Here is a 19182-nt window from a genome sequence, read left to right on the forward strand (position 1 = left end):
GTCACTAGCCCTGTCTTGTCCGCTTTGCGCAGAGCTACTGGAAAGGCCGCTCTTATAAGCTTCGAAACGGCATTTATTGTCGCGCGCCGCATTGTAGTGATCCCAAAGCCAGGATACAAAGGCAAAGTGGTATGCGGCGTCACGCCACAAAACCCTCAACAAGAATGAAGAGTAAGCGACATAGCGCGAAGTTGTATGGAATCTGGGTAATGACCGGCGCTTAAATCGCCTCTGACGACCCTATTCCCCCTCATTGGGCCTAAAACCCATGGAATGTTAGAAAGTTGGGCCGCAGACGCTTACAATGTGCGGCCATATCAATAGCCGAACCTTTTCACGCCTGATAGCGCGCCATTTTCGTTTCGCGCCGGGCGTATTCGGCTATCTTAGTTCTTACAGATAAAGCATCAGTGAAATCAGAGGCGAGCGAGCATGTTGTTATACATCTACGTCGATGGAACAGACTTGGAAGACATTGCCGGAGATGTTTCTTCAGCAATCGAAAGTTGGGTAAAAGAATCCGCTCTGGACCTCACGTTTATCGATAACCGTCAGATCGAGCCGGAAGCCGCCGAAGACATTGACCAGGGCGATCCTTCTGACTGGCGCATTGGCGTTAATCTGAGCATCCGCAATAAAAAGCAGCTTAAAGAGCCGCTCGACGGTCTTTATAAAATCGCCAAACGCCTCAAATGCGAGTTCGTCATCGGCATCATCGACGAGAAGACCGGCGAACAAGAAGACGTCTGTTATTTCGGCTTTGAAGAAGGCCAGCCGGATATGTTTGAGGTGGGGAATTACTTGGGGATTTAACTATCCGGTGTAGAGAGCCAGTACATTGCACTCATATCTGAAACGCCCGATAGCTGAACGTCGGGCGTTTTTATTTGCGAAGCGCTTCAGTAAATAGCTTATTCAACCACTCAATCGCCGCAGGCTCCTCGCCACAGTCATAGACAAATTCCTGCCCTCTGCAGACTGATTGCAGAGACACATAGTTATCACAAATTTCGCCCCATCGAGTGGGGTTTTTATGATAGGTTAGCGTTGGCTTCTTATCGGGCGGGAAGAAAAAACCCGGGAGTTTCCATGATGATCGTGAGGAGACATTCGCTTGGGTGAGTTGCAGTATGTCCTCAAAGCGAGGAAAACAGCCTCCACCTGGAAATGCAGTTTCTTTGCCGCCGATACTCAGCTTTTCGGAGGCGACATAAATCGTATTGCTGGAATGCTTAAAATTCTCAGCGGCCAATATATGTGGGTGATCGCTAAGCCAGGGCCTGTTACGTACAACCTCCTCAGTATCCTCACCGATCTGAAGAATTTCGCCAATTTGAAGCCAGCCAAATAGAACGTGAAGATCAGCGCTGCCTTCCGCGAATCGCCATCCCTTTTCCGTATTGGCAATCTGTCTAAACCATCCAAAGAAAAGAAACAGATCGCCACAGGCCACTTTTTGATTACGCAAATGAGATTGGGCCGCGCTCACTTGCCCAAATGAGGAACGCCATCCCTCTTTTCTGGTCATATATGTGGCGCATAGATCCGGGTCTATGTGAACCGTCGTATCAGCGTTAAATCTGCAATCCGTGAGGTCTTTAAGAATGCGGTCGATATCGACGCCCTCAATATTGAGCATGCCGAGCTTCTGATACTTAGCGTTCGTTGGAATCGGTAGTGAAATCATGCGGCCATCAGGCATGATCAGGCTAGATATCCCTCCAGCGGATGAGTCGAATCCCTTTCTGCTCAGTATCAGTCGCATCTGAACAACCCATTCGGTAGTTATTTCCCACTTCTCTACTCATGAATTAAAAGAGTAGATGAGCGAGGGGCGTATGCAAGCGTTTATTCCAAACCGAAATACCCCATGCACACGCCCCACTAAACTGGATGCCAGACGCTACAGGCGGGTTAAACTGCGTGCGACAACTTCCCTGGAATCGCCCGCGCTTCAGGATGTTCCGCCAGCGGCACGAATGCATGTCGGGAACCGTCGTAAGCCTCAATGCCGCCGGATTCGATGTCATAGAACCAGCCATGCATGGTGAGGCGGCCTTCCTGCAGCGCCAGTCGCACAGACGGATGCGTCTGCAAGTTCGCCAGCTGGGCGATGACATTCTCTCTCACCATATCTTCAATCTTCGCTCGTTCATCGGCGTGCTTACGCGCCTGATTCACCACTTTGGCGGAGTCCGCATAGCGCAACCAGTGAGCGACTGCAGGCATGTGATCGATGCATTGGCAGGTAGCGACGGCCGTCATAGCGCCGCAGTTGGAATGCCCACACACAACGATGTCGGCTACCCGCAACGCCGCCACGGCGTATTCCACCGAGGCCGACACCCCACCGGGCTCCGGTCCATAGGGAGGCACAATATTCCCCGCATTACGAATGACGAAGAGATCCCCCGGCTCTCTCTGGGTGACCAGTTCCGGAACCAGGCGGCTGTCGGAACAGGAAATAAACAGAGTACGCGGCTGCTGCTGAGTAGCGAGGTCTTTGAACAACTCCTTACGCTCAGGAAATGCTTCGCGCTGGAACTTCAGAAAGCCTTCGATGATGTCTTTCACTACGGGTCTCCTAATCAACTCTATGGCTTGTTTGATGTTGTTGCAGATTAGTAATGCAAAACAGTTTCTCACAAAACTCGCCATTGGTATTAGTCAACAGCGCGCCAGCAGCCATTCTTAGTGAACTCAAGCAAGTGGAGGACATTAAGGAGCTGTATTTTGTGAAGCGCTTCAGCGATTAGCCCCAACTATCCAACGAAGTCTACGCCTCCCCTCAAGGAGAAGAGTTCGGAAACATTGGCGTCCCTCCCAAATATGAGGCGCTCTACATGAAACCGCAAGGCGTTTACACCGGAAAAGGTAGCGGAATAGAAAAAGGCGCTGAGCTTGTTGGAGTAATTTAGAGGGCTCAGCAGCAGTACTGGCTTCCTCTCAAACTCGTCACACTTCTGACCGAGTAATAACGCAATGTACTTTTGATCTCCCTGCAAAGTGAAAATTTCGAACTATACTAAAACTCCCTAGCAGCGCTTCAGGTTAGCGGCGCACTCTTTATATGGACGCGTTCACTCAGAGCAGTCATCGGCGGTCGCGTCTCGGACGATAACAAGAAACGCCTGGAGCAGGCATATGGAAACCTTAGACTGCATCGCCTTCAGCCCTTCATCGCAACATCACTCTGAGTTCAGCCGGATTCTGCCAGAGCTGGGCTACCGTCCTCAGTTTGTGTCCGGTGACGTCTGGCTGAATAAACCTCAGCCCTGCTCAAGCGCTATTACTCTTTTTTTACTGGGCGCCCAGCCGTATCCCAAAGACGCTATCCTCGCCGCCCTCACGCCAGAACAGCGCGGCCGCAGTCTGTGTGTGTACAGCTCCGACGCGGGAGAGTGGGACGCAGATTTCATGCAACGCTTCGATGAGTTTGTGCGCTGGCCCTGTCATAAGGCGGAGCTGGCCTTGCGACTGGACCGATTACGTCATCGGGAAGGTGGTGATGCAGATACATATGACTCTCATCAGGATATCGCCTTGTGGGAACAATTCGATGCGCTGAATATGATCGGTCGCTCCGCCTCGTTCACCGCTACATTGCGTCTGATAACCCGCATTGCGCGCTGCGACGCGGCAGTGTTGATCGAAGGCGAAACCGGCACGGGTAAGGAGATGGCGGCGCGGGCGATTCATTATCTGGGGGAGCGCCGACAGTTTCCGTTTATTCCCGTTAATTGCGGCGCCTTACCTGAGCAATTACTGGAAAATGAGTTGTTCGGCCACGCCAAGGGCGCTTTCACCGACGCCAAAAGCGCACAGCCAGGATTAATCGAATTAGCCAACCGGGGAACCCTTTTTCTCGACGAAATAGACAGCCTGTCAGCCAAAGCCCAGGTCGCCCTGCTCCGATTTCTGCAAACCCGAGAATATCGCCCACTGGGCTGTGCAGGATACCGCACCGCGGATATTCGCGTTATTGCCGCCACCAACGCCAACCTGGCGCAGCAGGTAGCGCAGGGAATGTTTCGCGAAGACCTTTTCTTTCGCCTGCATATCCTGACCCTGACCATGCCAGCACTGCGGGGCCGCGAAGAGGACATTGAGCTGCTGTCCCGGTATATGTTGCAACGTTTCAGCCAACAATACCGTCGTCCCGAGAAACAGCTCAACCTGGCGACCTTGCAAGCGCTGAAGTCCTACGCCTGGCCGGGAAACGTGAGAGAGCTGGAGAATCTGCTGCAACGGGAATATTTGCTCAGTGATAACGCAGAGCTGCAGTTTTCTCTGCCCTCGTCCCCCGGCGCTACTACGCCGCAGTTTGACATCAGCTTCGAAGCGCAGTCGTTTAATGACGCCAAAAGCGCCGTGATTCGGCGCTTTGAGAGCGACTATCTGAACTGGTTGATGGAGACGACTCGTGGAAATATCAGTGAAGCGGCGCGCCGGTCAGGTAAAGAGCGGCGCGCCTTAGGAAAAATGATCAAAAAACATGGTATCGATAAAACCCGCTTCAGGGCTTCTTCTACAAACGACAGAGCCTGAGGTTTACTTGCGCTTCGCGTCCCGTTTCTTTTTCCTCAGATCTTTCCAACTCACGCTCCAAGGCGTGTTTAACCATTCAAGGAAACGCCCCATCACGCCTGAAGGTCGTTTGGGCGAAGATTCCGGATGATTAGCTTCCTTGACGCCCGGCTTCTTGGTTTTTTCTGAAGGAAGCGGGGCCGCTTCGCGACTTTTGACCGTTTGCTCTTTCTCTTGCGCTGGCTCCTTTTCTTCCGCCCCCTTTGTCACAGCGCCCGGTCGTGGTGTTTCTATTTCAATCTCTTCAATTGGCGTGGGTAAATCCGCCAGGCTTTTACCCGCTTGAATATGCGCCAGATTCTCCAGAAGCGCGTTATCCACCGCTTCCAGCACCTGCCGCTGCATTGTCGTACAAGTGGGATTTTCCAGCATGACGCCAATGTCCTCATGCATACTGACGATCTGTTCTTCCGCTTGCTTGCGGCAACTCTTCTCCTGCTCGCAAACCCGGCTCAAACGCCGCTTGATATCCTCAACGGGAAGACTGATTTTCAGCGGCGCTATCTTGACGCCGCGCCGTTCCAGCAATACTCGCATGGCGATGGAGGTGCGCGCATAACGACTGAAATCGCCTACTACCAGATTGATTTCTTCAAACTTTTCGTCAATCGCCTCCTCAGCGTCCACCAGCTGCAAGGCCATTTCCGTGACTCGCCCCAGGTTGCTCTGCACGTGATCGTCCAGATTACCCAGGCGAACTTTCACCTCGGAGTCAGGCAGGTTGCGGACTTTACGCCCCAATGATTCAAATGATTTCAACGCAGAAGTGGACAGCGTCATCTTCTTCGCACCCAACTGCAGCACGGCCTGGAAGCTCTGGCGCAGCTTTTCCAGGGAAGATGTCGCTCTTACCAAGCGCAATAACGCGGACCGCTTTTTCTCCAGCACAGAAATCTGTTTGGTGATGGAAGCGGAGCCGGAGGTCGTGGATTCAGTCACACAGTGTCCCGGATATCAGTTTTTATGAGTGGTCCTGCAAACGGCATAGCAGTTTGCGCCCGACATACAACCGGACGCGAAAGACGTCGCCAGGAAATGCTCAACGCTTTCTTTTTCCGACAATTATCAGTTTAGACCACAGCCAAAATGACGCGAGGCCGCCGCGAAGACCTTCCGCTCGGGCGTGGCGGCGCTGCGCACAGGGGCCTGTTAAAGCAGTTTTATAAATATGTAATAAAAATGAACCGCTTGCACTTACGCCAAACAGCGACTATTTGTCTATAGTTATACGGTGAGATGTGGCGCTCTCAATCAGCATGGAATTTCTACTTTTCTCAAGGCGGGAGTCATGACAGGAAACCAGTCCACCCGGCTTATTCTGGTGGTCGAAGATAGCATGGATGATTATGCCGCCATGCAACGCGCCTTCACCAAAGCAGGGTTGATCAATCCCATTGTCCACTGTCAGTTGGGAGAGGAAGCCCTGGATTACCTGTTTGCGCGCAACCGTTTTAAAGACAGAGGCGAACTGCCCGCGTTGATTCTGTTGGACCTTAATCTTCCCGGTATTGACGGCTTTGAAGTGCTGAAGCAAGTCAAAGGCGATCCGGAACTGCGACGCATTCCCGTAATCGTACTCACCACATCCAGCGATGAAAGGGATATCGCCCGCTGTTACCTCTCTGGAGCGAACACCTACGTCTGCAAACCGGTCGATCTATCCGGTTTGATTCGAGCAGTTGGCGAGCTCAAGCAGTACTGGTTTGAAATTGCAGTTCTACCACGCGGCAACGAGGCATGAATGGAATGCGCGGCGACACCTCCCTGTTAATCATCGAAGACTCCGCCGACGATCGCTACCTATACCGAAGACTACTGGCCAAATATCAAGAACCTTTCTCCAGTATCGAAGAAGTGGAAAGCGCGGAAGAGGCGCTGGAAATCCTGCAGCACCACCGACCGATATGCTGTTTACTGGATTATCAACTCCCAGGCATGGACGGCCTGACGTTTCTGCGCAAGCTTAAGAAGTTATGGATCGACGACATGATCCCGGTGGTGGTGTTGACCGGTCAGGGAGACGAGTCCATCGCCGTACAACTGATGCGCAATGGCGCCCATGACTACCTGGTGAAGGGCGACCTGACCGCCGAGTCGCTGCACCGCGCTATCGGCAACGCCGTGCGCACCTGCAGTCTGCAGCATCAATTGAATTACATGGCGCATTTTGACGCGCTGACCGGGCTTTTGAACCGCGCGCTGTTTCTTGACCGCCTGCAGCTGGCGATCAAGAAAGCCGAGCGCAATAGCCATGAATGCAGCCTGTTCTATTTAGACCTGGACCATTTCAAACCCGTCAACGACTCTCTGGGACACGACGCAGGCGACGCGCTGTTGCAAGCCGTCGCCGGCCGCATCAAGTCTGTCGTGCGGGAAACCGACAGCGTAGCCCGCATCGGCGGCGATGAATTTGTCGTGCTGTTGGAGAATGTCGACGTCAATATCACCCGCAGTGTTGCGGAAAAGCTGTTGGAAGAAGTCAATCGGCCCACCCATATCGCGGAACATGAGGTGGCCGTCAGTTCTTCTATTGGCATCGCCCGCTATCCCGCCACGGCGAAAACCGCACAGGAACTGCTGAAGCACGCAGATCTTGCGCTCTACGCCGCCAAGGGGCGCGGACGCTCTACGTATCATGAGTTTTCCCAGTCGCAGAAGGAAATCTGGCAACGCAAACAAGCGTTGGAAGCGGCTTTGCCCAGAGCGATTGCAAAGGGAGAGCTTCAGCCCTACTTCCAGCCCATTGTCGATATTCCCGGTGAATGCCTGCGCGGGTTTGAACTGCTGAGCCGGTGGCCGAAGCCGGATTACCCCAATATCCAGGCAATGGAGTTGATCCAGATGGTGGAAAGCCTGGGATTGATGGAGCCGTTCAATGAATGGCTGATCGACGAGGTCTGTCGTAAGGCGGTGCTATGGACGAAGGAGTTTCCAGAAATTTCGCTTTCTATCAATATGCCGGCCAATCAGTTCCATAACAGCTATTTGGTGGATATGTTTCGCAGCAAGTTGAATCGCTACCCCATTGATCCCTCAGTCATTGAACTGGAGATCACTGAAACCACGCTGATGCGGCAACCCGACGCCAGCATCCGCCTGCTGAATAATCTTCACGAGTTAGGCCTGCGCATCGCCGTAGATGACTTTGGCACCGGCTACAGCTCCCTGGCGTACCTCACCCGCCTGCCTATCGATATTTTGAAAATCGATAAGTGCTTCTTTCTGGAAGCGCAGCACGATGAACGCAACAAGAAAGTCATAGAAACCGTCGTCGCCCTCGGACACCACCTCGGACTGAAAGTGACTGCGGAAGGGATCGAAAGCGACAAGCAATGGAATGACGCCAAGAAATCACGATGCGATCTGGCGCAAGGCTATTTATTCGGTAAGCCAACGCCCTGCGGCAGCCAGCCTTTAAAAGAATTCATGGAACACTTCCCGCGTATTCAGCGAAAGGCCTGAAACCCTCCTGAGTACGTCTTTCAGCGTTTATGGAGTAAACCTGCAATGTCAATTATCGACCGGCTTCTCTCCGGCGACTATATGCCTCATGGTCACTGTCTGCTCTGGCAATATGATCTGCTGATCATGCATGTGGGATCGGATCTGGTTATCGCCGTCTCCTATTTCAGCATCCCCCTGGCTCTGTTGTATTTCATTTATCGCAAACGGCAATTCGAACTGAATTGGACACTCGCCCTGTTCGCCTGCTTCATCCTGTTTTGCGGGATGACTCACGTCATGGAAATCATCAATGTCTGGAACGGGTACTACTACGCGGAAGGCGCCATCAAGGTCGCGACAGCGCTGGTTTCCGCCATTACCGCCATTGTCGTTTGGCCCCTGTTGCCGAAGATCACCCAGCTCCCTTCCTTCAATGAATGGCGCGAACTCACAGATAGTTTGCAGAACAAGCTGGCGTTGAGCAGCTTGCGCAGTGATGAACTTACCCAGGTAAAAGCCTATCTGGAAGAACAGGTAGCGCAGCGCACGGAAGAGCTGCAGAATCTCAACCGCCGCCTGGAGCGCGAGAATATCGAGCGTCGACTCGCGGAAGAACGCGCCAACACAATCAGCAACGCTGTCGGTTATGGCCTGGTGGTGGTCAACAGCGATGGCCTGATCCAGTCCTTCAACTCCGTCCTGACAGAAATGTTGGGATATTCCAAAGATGAGCTGAAACAGCAGCCGATCGAACTGCTATTGCCGGAAAGCATCCGCCACCAGCACCAAATCCAACGCAACGCCTACTTGAAACGCCCGGAAACCCGCAAGATGGGTGTCGGCCGGGACTTGTGGGCGCGGCATAAGAATGGCGGCCAGATCCCCGTGGAAGTCGGTCTGACCGCCGTCCACGAGCATGACACCCACACCATTATCGCCACTGTCATCGACATCACCGAACGCAAGCGCATGCAGGAGCAAATCGAACAGGCGCACCAGAAATACATCCGTGAAACCAATGAAATCCAAAAAGCGCTGAAAGAAAGCGAAGCGAAGTTCCGCACCATCGCAGAAACCCTGCCCGGCGTGGTCTGGATGTCCGCCCCCGGACTGGACCGCATCTACTTCATCAACCGCCGCTACGAGGAAATCTGGGGGCGCAGTTGCCAATCTTTGTATGAAAATCCCAGGGGCTTTATCGACGCCATCGTGCCGGAGGACCGCGATCGCATCATTAAAGGACTGGAAAGACACAAGCAGGGAGAATGGACCCATAGTTATCGCATCATCGACGCCTGGGGCTCACTGCGCTATATCGAAGACAAAGGGCATGGCGTGCTGGACGACGATGGACGGCTCATTTGCCTGATCGGCATGGCGGCGGACGTCACGGAGCAGATCAAACACAAGGAAGCGTTGTTGCGCTCAAATCAGGAGCTGGACGATTTCGCCTATATCGCCTCCCATGACCTGAAGGAGCCTCTGCGCGGCATCAGCAACTACGCTTCCTTTCTAATAGAAGATTATCAAGACAGACTGGACGACAGCGGCCGTCAAATGCTGCAAAGTCTGGTGCGCCTGACCAGCCGCATGGAACGCCTGATCACAGAATTGTTGCATTACTCCCGCCTGGGTAGAACCGAACTGTCCATAGAAAGCTGCAACCTGAACACGGTCGTCATCGAAGTGATCGAGACGCTGGAGCCGCGCCTTAATGAATTGGGGGTCGCCTGCCGAATCGCCAACAAACTGCCGGAAATAAAATGCGACCGCGTCAGAGTGGCGGAAGTGTTCCGCAACCTCATCACCAACTCCATGAAGTATAACGACAAAGAGGAAAAATGGGTCACTGTGGGCAGCTTTGAGGAAAACTCTCAACACATTTTTTACGTCAAGGATAACGGCATAGGCATCAGCTCCAATCTGTATGAGAAGATTTTCAAGATCTTCAAACGCCTCCATCCCCAGGATAAATATGGCGGCACCGGCGTCGGCCTGACCATTGTGAAAAAAATCGTGGAGCGCCATGGCGGCCGAATCTGGCTGGACTCCTCCAACGGCGAAGGCACCACCTTTTACTTCACTTTAGACAGTCAGAGCTAACCTTAACGCAGTTCACAAAAACGTGCGTCCTCACCCGTTCGGGTGAAATGAACGACGTTTATTTATGGAATACTTTGTCAGGTCCTCCCCGTTGAAGGAGTGCGTTAGCGCGGAAGGATCACACACAAAACAAAAATAACATGACAAGGATACTCCCCATGAACGTCACGTTACGATCCGTTCTGTTATGGACCCTGTTAGCGCTTGGCTGGTCCAGTCTCGCCAGCGCCAATATCTGCGTCAATTTTGACCTGCCTGATCACACCGATTATCGCTTTAACGACAACATCAAGGTCACCGCCCACGACGGTCTTTCTCTCGACGCCAACCTGTTCATCCCCAATACGCCGCCTCCGGCTGGCGGCTACCCTACCGTGATTTTCATCAACAGCTGGGTGTTGGACGAGCATGAATACTTTCTGCAAGCGGCCAAATATGCAGAAAGAGGCTATCAGGCGCTGAGCTACAGTTCCCGGGGCTGGGGCTGTTCCGAGGGCATGGTGGATGTAGCCGGCCCCAACGATATGGCGGACCTGTCAGCCATGGTGGATTGGCTGTTGGCCAATACCCAGGCCGATCCCAACGCTATCGGCGTCACCGGCATTTCCTACGGCTCGGGCATCAGCCTGTTAGGGCTGGCTCATGAGCCGCGCATCAAAACCGCCGTCGCCATGAGCACCTGGGGAGATTTGGTAGAGTCCCTGTACGCGCAGCAAACACCACGTTTGTTCTGGGGCTTTTTCCTCGTGTCCAGCGGCCTGATCACCGCCAATATGGACCCTGCTATCGCGCAAAAATATCGCAACCTGGTGGAGCATAAAAATATCCCGGAAACCATGGCCTGGGGCTATGAACGTTCCCCCTCCCGCGTCGTGGATCAGATCAACGCTCGCCAGGCGCCGGTATATCTGGCCAACAGCTTTGGCGACAACCTGTTCCAACCAAACAATCTGCTACGCTTCTTCGAACAGCTCAGCGGGCCCAAGCGTCTGGATCTGAATCAGGGCACGCACGCTTCCGCAGAAGGACTCGGCTTGCTTGGCATTCCCAACTATACCTGGGACAACGCAAGAGACTGGTTTGACTATTGGCTGAAAGGCGAAGATACCGGCATCATGGCGCGCCCTCCCCTGACCATGCTGACCGACCTCAAACACAAGCGGGAAGAATACGCCGCGTGGCCCATCCCCGGCGCGCAAACACGCACGTTGTATATGCACCCTAGAGGACTGCTCAGCAACGGCGGCTTATCAAACGCTCAATACGATTCCTGGTTGACTCGCACCAACACGATCTATTCCGGGCTCGATTCCGGCGCCAGCACCGGCATTCCCCTTCTGTCCGCACTGCTGGATGGGCTGGGCCTGCCGGTTTACGCCTCCATGCCGCTGATCAATCGCGTTCATGGCATCGTCTATCAGAGCGGCGCGCTATCCGAAACACTGAAAATTCGTGGAATGGCGAAAATCCATCTGAATATCGAACCCAGCTACAACAAGGTGCAGTTAAATGCCTATCTGTACGACGTCGATGCGCTGGGCGTAGGCAAACTGATTACCCATGCGCCGGCCACGCTGCACGACGCCACGCCCTGGCGGGACCAGAGTCTGGACATGGAGTTGACGGCGGCGGCTTACGATGTGCCCGCTGGACATCGCATCGCCATTGCCTTCGATACCTTCGATATTCTTTACGGCCCGCCGACGTTGACGCCTTACGCCGTCAGCTTCCGCCATAGCAACGTCGCACAGTCTTATCTGGAACTGCCGGAAGCACCCTGACGCCGCTCACGTCTTTCGCGAATCAATCCGGTCCTTATGGGGCCGGATGCGCAAAAACATCTGGAAATTTCCTACACGATTTCATAGGCCTCGCCTACACTTTCCTAATTAAAAACAAATCTGGCCCGCCAGCGGTAGCTGCTGAAGTCTTGGTCACGGCCGCGATCCAATCGCATTGACAGCGGTAACAACCTCAAGAAGAAGGCAAGGTACGCAACATGACGCTCAGACTCCGACCTCTACTCTGTTCCACGCTTTTTGTGCTTCTCAATTGCATCGCTTCTCTCTCCCTCGCCGCTACTGCGGTAAACGACTCCTATATCGTCAACCCCGGCGACGGACAGGAGAAACTGGTCGTCACTTACAACGACACCATCGACATCAGCACGCAGGAAGCAATAAATGCAGCCAAAATTACCAACGTATCCGCGCTGAGCAATAGCTCCGCAGGTAGCGTAGCAATCGACACAGATGACAATTTGTCCGTCAATTTCGTGCCAAACCCTTCGTTTTCTGGAACTGTCACCTTCACTTACACCTTACAAGACATCCGAGGGACCAGCACAGCCACAGTTACGGTGGACCTGACGGTAGAGGCTGGCAGTCTGCAGGCGTTGAACGATAAGTATTTGGCGGGAAGAGAAGCCATCACTATCTTTCCTCTGGAAAACGACGTCAAACCCAGCGGCAATCCCACTGAGTTTACTATTGATACTCCCGAACAAGGCTCCATTACCCAACTGAGCGGCATCAGCGGGCTTTACAAATACACGCCTCCCAGCGACTTAACCGAACCAACCGACGTCGTACTCAACTACACCGTCACTTACGAAGGCGTTGGCAGTAGTTCTGCTACCGTCACCATATCCATCGATCCTGATTCAGAACCGTTACTGGCGGGCGCTAAAGACGAGGAGCAAGAACAGCTTGCAGGAGTGCTGCAGGCCGCCTGCGACGCCAACTCCGCCGGCATTGTCAGAGAGACGGACGCCACTTTCCAGGCTACCTGTAACGCGCTCGCCGCATTGAGCGATTCCGAAAGAGCGGATGCGCTGGAACAAATTCTGCTGCGCCAGATCGGCGCTCAGGCTGGCGCAATGAAAGAAGCCGCTGCGTCACAGGTAAAAAGCTTGGGCGACCGACTCAGCAATCTACGCAACGGATCTACCGGTTTGAGCCTGGTAGGGCTGCAGACTGAAGTACAAGGCCAGAATTTCAGCGTCGGCAGGTTACTGGGCGTCACAGGAACCGGCGGCGGCGCTGGGGATGACGAGACTATGTTCGCCGACAATCGCCTGGGCGTATTTTTAAGCGGCTCTTTGATATTCGGCGACGCTGACGCCCACGGCGATCAGCGCGCATACGATTATGACGCGCAACAACTGCTCGCCGGCGTCGACTATCGCTTCACCAACAAACTGATCCTCGGCATTTCCGCCGGATACACCACCACAGACAGCGAAGAAAACAACTCCGTCACCAAGCTGGAGACCGATACCTGGAACCTCGCCTTCTACGGTAACTATTATCCCCGGGACAATTGGTATTTTGACTGGATCGCCGGCTACGGCGGAGTTTCTATCGACTCCACTCGCGCCGTCAATTTCCCTGGCGTCACTTCGACCTCCAAAGGCGATACCGATGGCGATCAATGGAACGCCGCCATGGGAACCGGCATCAATTATCAGGTTCAACAATGGCAGGTCGACGCCTTCCTCAACATCGAATACCGCACGGTTAATGTGGACGCTTACAGCGAAAGCAATGACGCAGGCTTAGGACTGGACGTGATGGAATACTCCACAGACCTCATGACCGGCACCCTTGGCGCACGGGTCAGTCAGGCGTTGAGTTACAACTTCGGCGTGCTGATTCCACAACTGGAGTTGGCGTTCGTAAATGAGTTAAAAAACGATCCCACCGAAATCGAAGCGCAGTTATCGATCTTCCCAGAAGCAGGTTCGTTCAAACTGCAAACCGAGGAAGCGGATAAAACTTATATGAACGCGGGCCTGTCGCTCACCGGCGTTTTCAAAAGCGGCACATCCGCCTATGTTCGCTACGGAACCGACTTCGCCCGCGATAATCTGTCCACCGATGTCTGGCAGGCAGGCGTGCGTATGGAGCTGGGCGGTCCACAAGCGGAAAGCGGCGTATTCCATACTCTTGAAGGACAATCCATCGCCCCGGGCATTATGTTAGGCACCTTAGGCGCAGGCATCAGCGTCACTATTCCACTGCATGACCTGAGCTGGAATATGCGCGGCATGGTCAACAGCTTCTCACACTCGGTTGATCGCTCCCTGGACGATGTGGACTACGATATTGATATCGATCTGGAGTCCTACGGCCTCATCATGGACTGGCACCCCTTCGAAGGCGGCTTCCGAGTCAGCGGCGGTTTGTTCTCCAACCGCAATGAATTCACCGGTACCGCGACCCCAACAGAAAATGTGGAAATCGGGGACTTTACCTTTACCCCCGAACAGGTTGGCACTCTGCACGCCAAGATCGACTATGATCGCGCCATCTCGCCTTATCTGGGCATTGGCTGGGGCAATGCCGTAGCGCCGACAAAGGGATGGGGCTTTAACGCAGATTTGGGGGTATTGTTTACCGACACCGCCCAGGCTCACCTGTCGGCGGATAGCCCCGCAGCAGACGCCAACCCTGCGCTGAAGGCGCAGTTGGAGAGTGAGCTGGCGAAAGAAGAAGCCAATATCAATGACGATGATCTGGATAACGCCAAGTACTGGCCAGTCATCGCCATTGGCGTCTCGTATCAATTCTAGTCTGCGCCCGATCTCTCCCCGGCGACGCGCCCACCGGCGCGCCGCCGCGTCAACGGACAGGAGGCGGAAGACTCCTTGACAAGTTCAGCGCCGCCAACTGAACTTTCTATAAGCGTCAATGATCAACCGGCCGTCTCGGCGGCGGCCAGTAACGCATGATAAAGGATGGCGAACATCAGACCTCAATCAGGCAATGTACTTTGGGCCTCCGTCGCCCCTCTGTTCAGACGCCGCCTGCTTGCAGCCTGGGGCGTATTGATCGCCAGTCTGGCCATGGTGGTTCTCGCCGCCGGCGTTATCCGCAATCAGGAACAACTCAGCGCCGAGCGACAGTTCCAACTCTATGTCGATGAGGTTTCCTCTCTGATTACCCAGCGCATGCGCGACCATGAGCAGATTCTGCTCGGCGGCGGCGCGCTGTTCAAAGCCAGCAATGAAGTAAGGCGCGACGAGTGGCGTGTTTACATCGAAAGTCTCAACCTGAATAAGAACTATCCCGGCATTCTCGGCGTAGGCTACTCCGTCGTCATCCCCAGGAGCCAACTCGCCCAACATATCGCAACAGTAAGAGCTGAAGGATTTCCCAACTATGTCGTCAAACCTCAGGGCGATCGGGAAATTTACTCCGCTATTATTTATCTGGAGCCTTTTCTGGGGCGCAACCTGGCCGCATTCGGTTACGACATGATGTCCGAGGAAACCCGCGCCGCCGCTATGCGGCAAGCTGCTTCATCAGCGGAAACCGCCCTGTCCGGCAAGGTCACGCTGGTGCAGGAGACCCATGGAAAAGTGCAGTCAGGATTTCTTATGTACGTCCCCATTTACGCCAAAGGCGTTGTGCCGGAAACAGAGCAGGCGCGCTGGCGCGCCCTGCAAGGCTTCGTGTACAGCCCCTATCGCATTGACGATTTAATGGCCGGCATCCTTGGGCCGCGTCGACTGCAGATTTCATTCCGCATCTATGACAACACAACCATCAGTGACGAAACACTGATGTTCGAAACCGAAGAAAACGACTTTCAAACGGGCCTGCAGGAGATAGAAATTTCGACTCCTCCCAAGTATTCCGCTACCCGCACTCTGACTTTCTATCAACACGACTGGACAGTCGTGTTTGAGAACACGCCAGCGTTTGAAGCCAACGCCATTACGCATTTGGATAAGCTGGTAGTGGGGTTAGGTGGAGTGGTCAGTCTCTTGCTGACGCTGCTGGTCTGGTTCCTGTCATTTCGGCGGGAGCAGGCGCTGGAGCTGGCCAAACGCATGACGCAAACCATTCGCGACAACGAGACCCGTCTACGCCAGAGCGAAGAGCGCTACCAGTTGGCGGTGCGCGGCTCCAATGACGGGATCTGGGACTGGAACCTGCAAACCGGCCACATGTATTACGCTCCGCGTTTCCAGGCACTGCTCGGTTATGAGGAAGGCAGTTTCAGCAACACATTCACTGAGTTTGAGCAGAAAATTCATCCCCAGGACAAAAACCCGGTTCTGCAGGCCATCAAGGCCCATCTGGAAAGCGAATCGCCCTATGACATCATGCATCGTTTGCTGACCCGCTCCGGTGAATGGCGCTGGTTTCGCTCTCGGGGCGCCGCCATTCGCAACAAAGAGAATGTCGCCATCAGAATGGCTGGCTCAATCTCCGACATCCACCAGCAAAAAATGGCGGAAGCGGAGGCGGAAGAACATGCGCAACATACCCAGGCGATTCTCAATAATATCAACGACGGCATCATCACTGTGGATGAGATTGGCTTCATTGCTTCCTTCAATCGGGCGGCGGAGCGCATCTTCCACTACAACGCGGACTCCGTCATCGGCTACAACCTTAAACGATTATTCGCCAACTATTCCGACGATGACGCCTCGGAAACCATGTCGGACTACCTATCCGCCTCCATACGCAGCGACGCCAGCGGCGAAGAGCATGAGATAGAGGGCGTACGCCAAAACGGCGAGCGCTTCCCCGTGGGTATATCCGTATCGGAAGTACACCGCAGATCAGAACGTTTGTTTATTGTGGTGGTGCGCGACATTACCGAGCGCAAACGCGTCGATCGTATGAAAAATGAGTTTATTTCCACTGTCAGCCATGAACTGCGCACTCCATTAACCTCTATCACCGGCGCACTCAGTCTCCTGTTAAACGGCGCTGTGGGCCAGCCGACAGAAGAATTTGCCCGTTTTCTGCAAATCGCCTACAAAAACAGTCAGCGACTCGCCCTGCTGATCAATGACCTATTGGACATGGAGAAAATCACCGCAGGCGGCGTGAAATACAGCTTTTCCATCGAACCGGTGATGCCGCTGGTGGAACAGTCCATTGACACAAATCTGGTTTATGGACAACAGCATGAGGTGGAGTATCAGATCTCCCACCGTGAAGACGGGAGTCTCGTGAACGTTGATCCATTGCGGTTTCAGCAAATATTGGCCAACTTTCTCTCCAACGCCGCCAAATTCTCTCCGCAGGGCTCAACGGTGGACATATCAGTGCAACGCCGGGAGAACTACGTGCGTATCTCCGTCACAGACCGCGGCCCTGGCATTCCGCCGGAGTTTTATACCCGTATCTTCAAGAAATTTTCCCAGGCTGACTCCTCCGATCGCCGCCAAAAAGGCGGCACCGGACTGGGCTTATTTATATCCAGAGAACTGGCTAAAGGAATGCATGGCCGGATTGATTTCGAATCTGAAGTCGGTAAAGGCGCGACTTTTTATGTGGAGCTGCCCCTCGCGCCAGACTCGGCTCAAGACGCTGTCGCACCTGAACCGGAGGAAGCCTGAGCTACTTTTTCAGCTGCGTCGCCAGCTTCGATAATTGCTCAGAGCTGGGAAACAATTGACTCCCGGTGGTGGCTTCCGCCAGAGCCATTTGCGATTCGCCCTGATCCCGCAACTCGTCAATGCGAATCACCAAATCGTGCTCCAGAGTCTTCAGACCCTCTTGCGCCACTTGGTTAGTGGGATCAATCTCAAGCACAATTTTATAGGCGTCATAGGCGCTGGAGCCGGAAGGAGTCACCAACCGCCCCTGCAAGCGATGGACTTTGGCGACTTTAAGCAGCCGTTCAATCTTGGCGGAGATTTCCGGGTTCAGGCTTTGCACTTCGGTGTTGGCGGGACGTACAGGATTGTCGGTATTTTCTGTTGACGCATTTTGAGGCGTCGAGCCGTTTTGGGCGCTATCAGGGTTACTATTGCCATTGTTATCAGCATGCGCTTGAGCGCCATTGTCGGATTGCCTGGAAATCGCTTCCGTTCCATTAACACTGCTCGGGACCAATTTGGTCGTCTCAGCGGGAGTCGTTACGCCATTCCGCCCCACCGAAGGCATCAAAACGTAAAGCAACCCTGCCGCCGCCACCGCCAGCAAACCACCGACGCCAGCGAACATAGGGCCCTTGATATTACCGCTTTTTTTACCTTCCGCCGCCTGCATCAATCCCTGAATAAAATCTTCCGCAGACTGGTAGCGTTTCTCTGGACTCTTCTCCAGAGCTTTTACGACAACCGCGTCATAATGCTTGGACAAAGTCGGTATCAACATTGAGGGCAGTTCGGGTTTCGCGTGCAGAATCTTCTGCATAATCGCTGTCGGCGAGTTGGCGTTAAAACAATGCTCGTTGGTTAGCAGCTGATAAAAGATAATGCCTGCGGCGAACAGGTCTGAACGCGCGTCTACCGGCAAGCCCTGACACTGTTCAGGAGACATATATCTGGGGGAACCAATGATGGTGCCCACCCTAGTCAACTCGGAAGACTCCAGCTTGGCGACGCCAAAGTCGGCGATTTTCGCTACGCCATTCTTGGTGATGAAGATGTTAGCGGGCTTCAGATCACGGTGAATGATGCCATGTTCATGGATATGTCCAAGACCGGAAAGCACGTCCGTCATGATCTTCAGGGTCTTGTCGATAGGAAAGCGCTGTCCATCGTCGAGTGCGCTTTTCAGCTCATATCCCTCTACATACTCCATGACGAAAAATGGCGCGCCATCCTGATCGCCGGCATCGAATACGTTAATCACATTAGGGTGGGATATCTTGCCCGCCGCTCGCATCTCGTTACGAAAGCGTTCGCGAAATTCACCGGTCACGTCCGCGCCCAACAACTCCGGCAGCAAAACCTTGACGGCGACGATGCGTTCAAAGTCAGGGTCAAAACACTGATACACTACCCCCATGGCGCCGCGCCCAAGTTCGCGCTGCACCTTGTATTTGCCGAAATACTGAGAGTCCATTGAGGCGGGATCGAAAATTTGCGTATCAGACATCGTTCAATTACTGTCCAGCGCTATCAATTAATTCAAAGGGTTAGGTCCGCTTGTCCAAGCACTTCGCCTGCTCGCGCAAACGGTATATGGGAAGCGCTATTAGTATAACTATAGCGTCAAAACCCGAAGAGCCTGGAGTAAACCGGGAAATCGTCAGTGGAAAAATAATAACGTCTTACTGTCAGTTTCATCCAGC

General features: G+C 53.8%; 13 protein-coding genes. 9 read left to right on the forward strand and 4 right to left on the reverse strand.

Annotated elements, in window-relative coordinates:
• Window positions 1-432: 432 nt before the first annotated feature.
• Complete coding sequence (locus tag EUZ85_RS21370; RefSeq protein ID WP_127971728.1) at window positions 433-813, forward strand: hypothetical protein; 381 nt, start codon at window positions 433-435, stop codon at window positions 811-813.
• A gap of 70 nt (window positions 814-883) precedes the next feature.
• Here EUZ85_RS21370 and EUZ85_RS21375 read toward each other — a convergent pair whose 3' ends face one another.
• Window positions 884-1765: a hypothetical protein gene (locus tag EUZ85_RS21375; RefSeq protein WP_145965871.1), complete on the reverse strand. Its 882-nt coding sequence runs from the start codon at window positions 1763-1765 to the stop codon at window positions 884-886.
• Between the two features lie 149 nt (window positions 1766-1914).
• Window positions 1915-2574: a carbonic anhydrase gene (locus EUZ85_RS21380; RefSeq protein ID WP_127971732.1), complete on the reverse strand. Its 660-nt coding sequence runs from the start codon at window positions 2572-2574 to the stop codon at window positions 1915-1917.
• A gap of 53 nt (window positions 2575-2627) precedes the next feature.
• Here EUZ85_RS21380 and EUZ85_RS31870 point away from each other — a divergent pair, with 53 nt between their 5' ends.
• Window positions 2628-2756 (forward strand): hypothetical protein, encoded by a 129-nt coding sequence (locus tag EUZ85_RS31870; protein ID WP_255509286.1) that lies wholly within the window; start codon window positions 2628-2630, stop codon window positions 2754-2756.
• A 388-nt stretch (window positions 2757-3144) separates the two neighbouring features.
• Window positions 3145-4548, forward strand: coding sequence for a sigma-54-dependent Fis family transcriptional regulator (locus EUZ85_RS21385; protein WP_127971734.1), 1404 nt, complete (start codon window positions 3145-3147; stop codon window positions 4546-4548).
• A gap of 3 nt (window positions 4549-4551) precedes the next feature.
• Here EUZ85_RS21385 and EUZ85_RS21390 read toward each other — a convergent pair whose 3' ends face one another.
• Entirely contained in the window at window positions 4552-5526 is a 975-nt protein-coding gene (locus tag EUZ85_RS21390) for a hypothetical protein (protein WP_127971736.1), read from the reverse strand.
• A 349-nt stretch (window positions 5527-5875) separates the two neighbouring features.
• On the opposite strand from EUZ85_RS21390, the gene EUZ85_RS21395 reads away from it, so the two are divergent.
• The 6 genes from EUZ85_RS21395 (at window position 5876) to EUZ85_RS21420 (ending at window position 17497) form a co-directional block, all read left to right on the forward strand.
• Window positions 5876-6328 (forward strand): response regulator, encoded by a 453-nt coding sequence (locus EUZ85_RS21395; protein ID WP_127971738.1) that lies wholly within the window; start codon window positions 5876-5878, stop codon window positions 6326-6328.
• Window positions 6325-8049, forward strand: coding sequence for a GGDEF domain-containing response regulator (locus tag EUZ85_RS21400; protein WP_127971740.1), 1725 nt, complete (start codon window positions 6325-6327; stop codon window positions 8047-8049). Before EUZ85_RS21395 ends, EUZ85_RS21400 begins: the two co-directional genes overlap by 4 nt.
• Window positions 8050-8094: 45 nt before the next feature.
• Window positions 8095-10134: a PAS domain S-box protein gene (locus EUZ85_RS21405; protein WP_127971742.1), complete on the forward strand. Its 2040-nt coding sequence runs from the start codon at window positions 8095-8097 to the stop codon at window positions 10132-10134.
• 158 nt (window positions 10135-10292) lie between these two features.
• Window positions 10293-11915 (forward strand): CocE/NonD family hydrolase, encoded by a 1623-nt coding sequence (locus EUZ85_RS21410; RefSeq protein WP_127971744.1) that lies wholly within the window; start codon window positions 10293-10295, stop codon window positions 11913-11915.
• Between the two features lie 218 nt (window positions 11916-12133).
• Window positions 12134-14707: an autotransporter domain-containing protein gene (locus tag EUZ85_RS21415; protein WP_127971746.1), complete on the forward strand. Its 2574-nt coding sequence runs from the start codon at window positions 12134-12136 to the stop codon at window positions 14705-14707.
• 165 nt (window positions 14708-14872) lie between these two features.
• Entirely contained in the window at window positions 14873-17497 is a 2625-nt protein-coding gene (locus EUZ85_RS21420) for a CHASE domain-containing protein (protein ID WP_127971748.1), read from the forward strand.
• Between the two features lies 1 nt (window position 17498).
• Here the strand turns inward: EUZ85_RS21420 and EUZ85_RS21425 are convergent, their stop codons facing one another.
• Window positions 17499-18986: a serine/threonine-protein kinase gene (locus tag EUZ85_RS21425; protein ID WP_127971751.1), complete on the reverse strand. Its 1488-nt coding sequence runs from the start codon at window positions 18984-18986 to the stop codon at window positions 17499-17501.
• Between the last annotated feature and the right edge of the window lie 196 nt (window positions 18987-19182).

This window comes from Hahella sp. KA22 (genome assembly GCF_004135205.1).
GTDB lineage: Bacteria > Pseudomonadota > Gammaproteobacteria > Pseudomonadales > Oleiphilaceae > Hahella.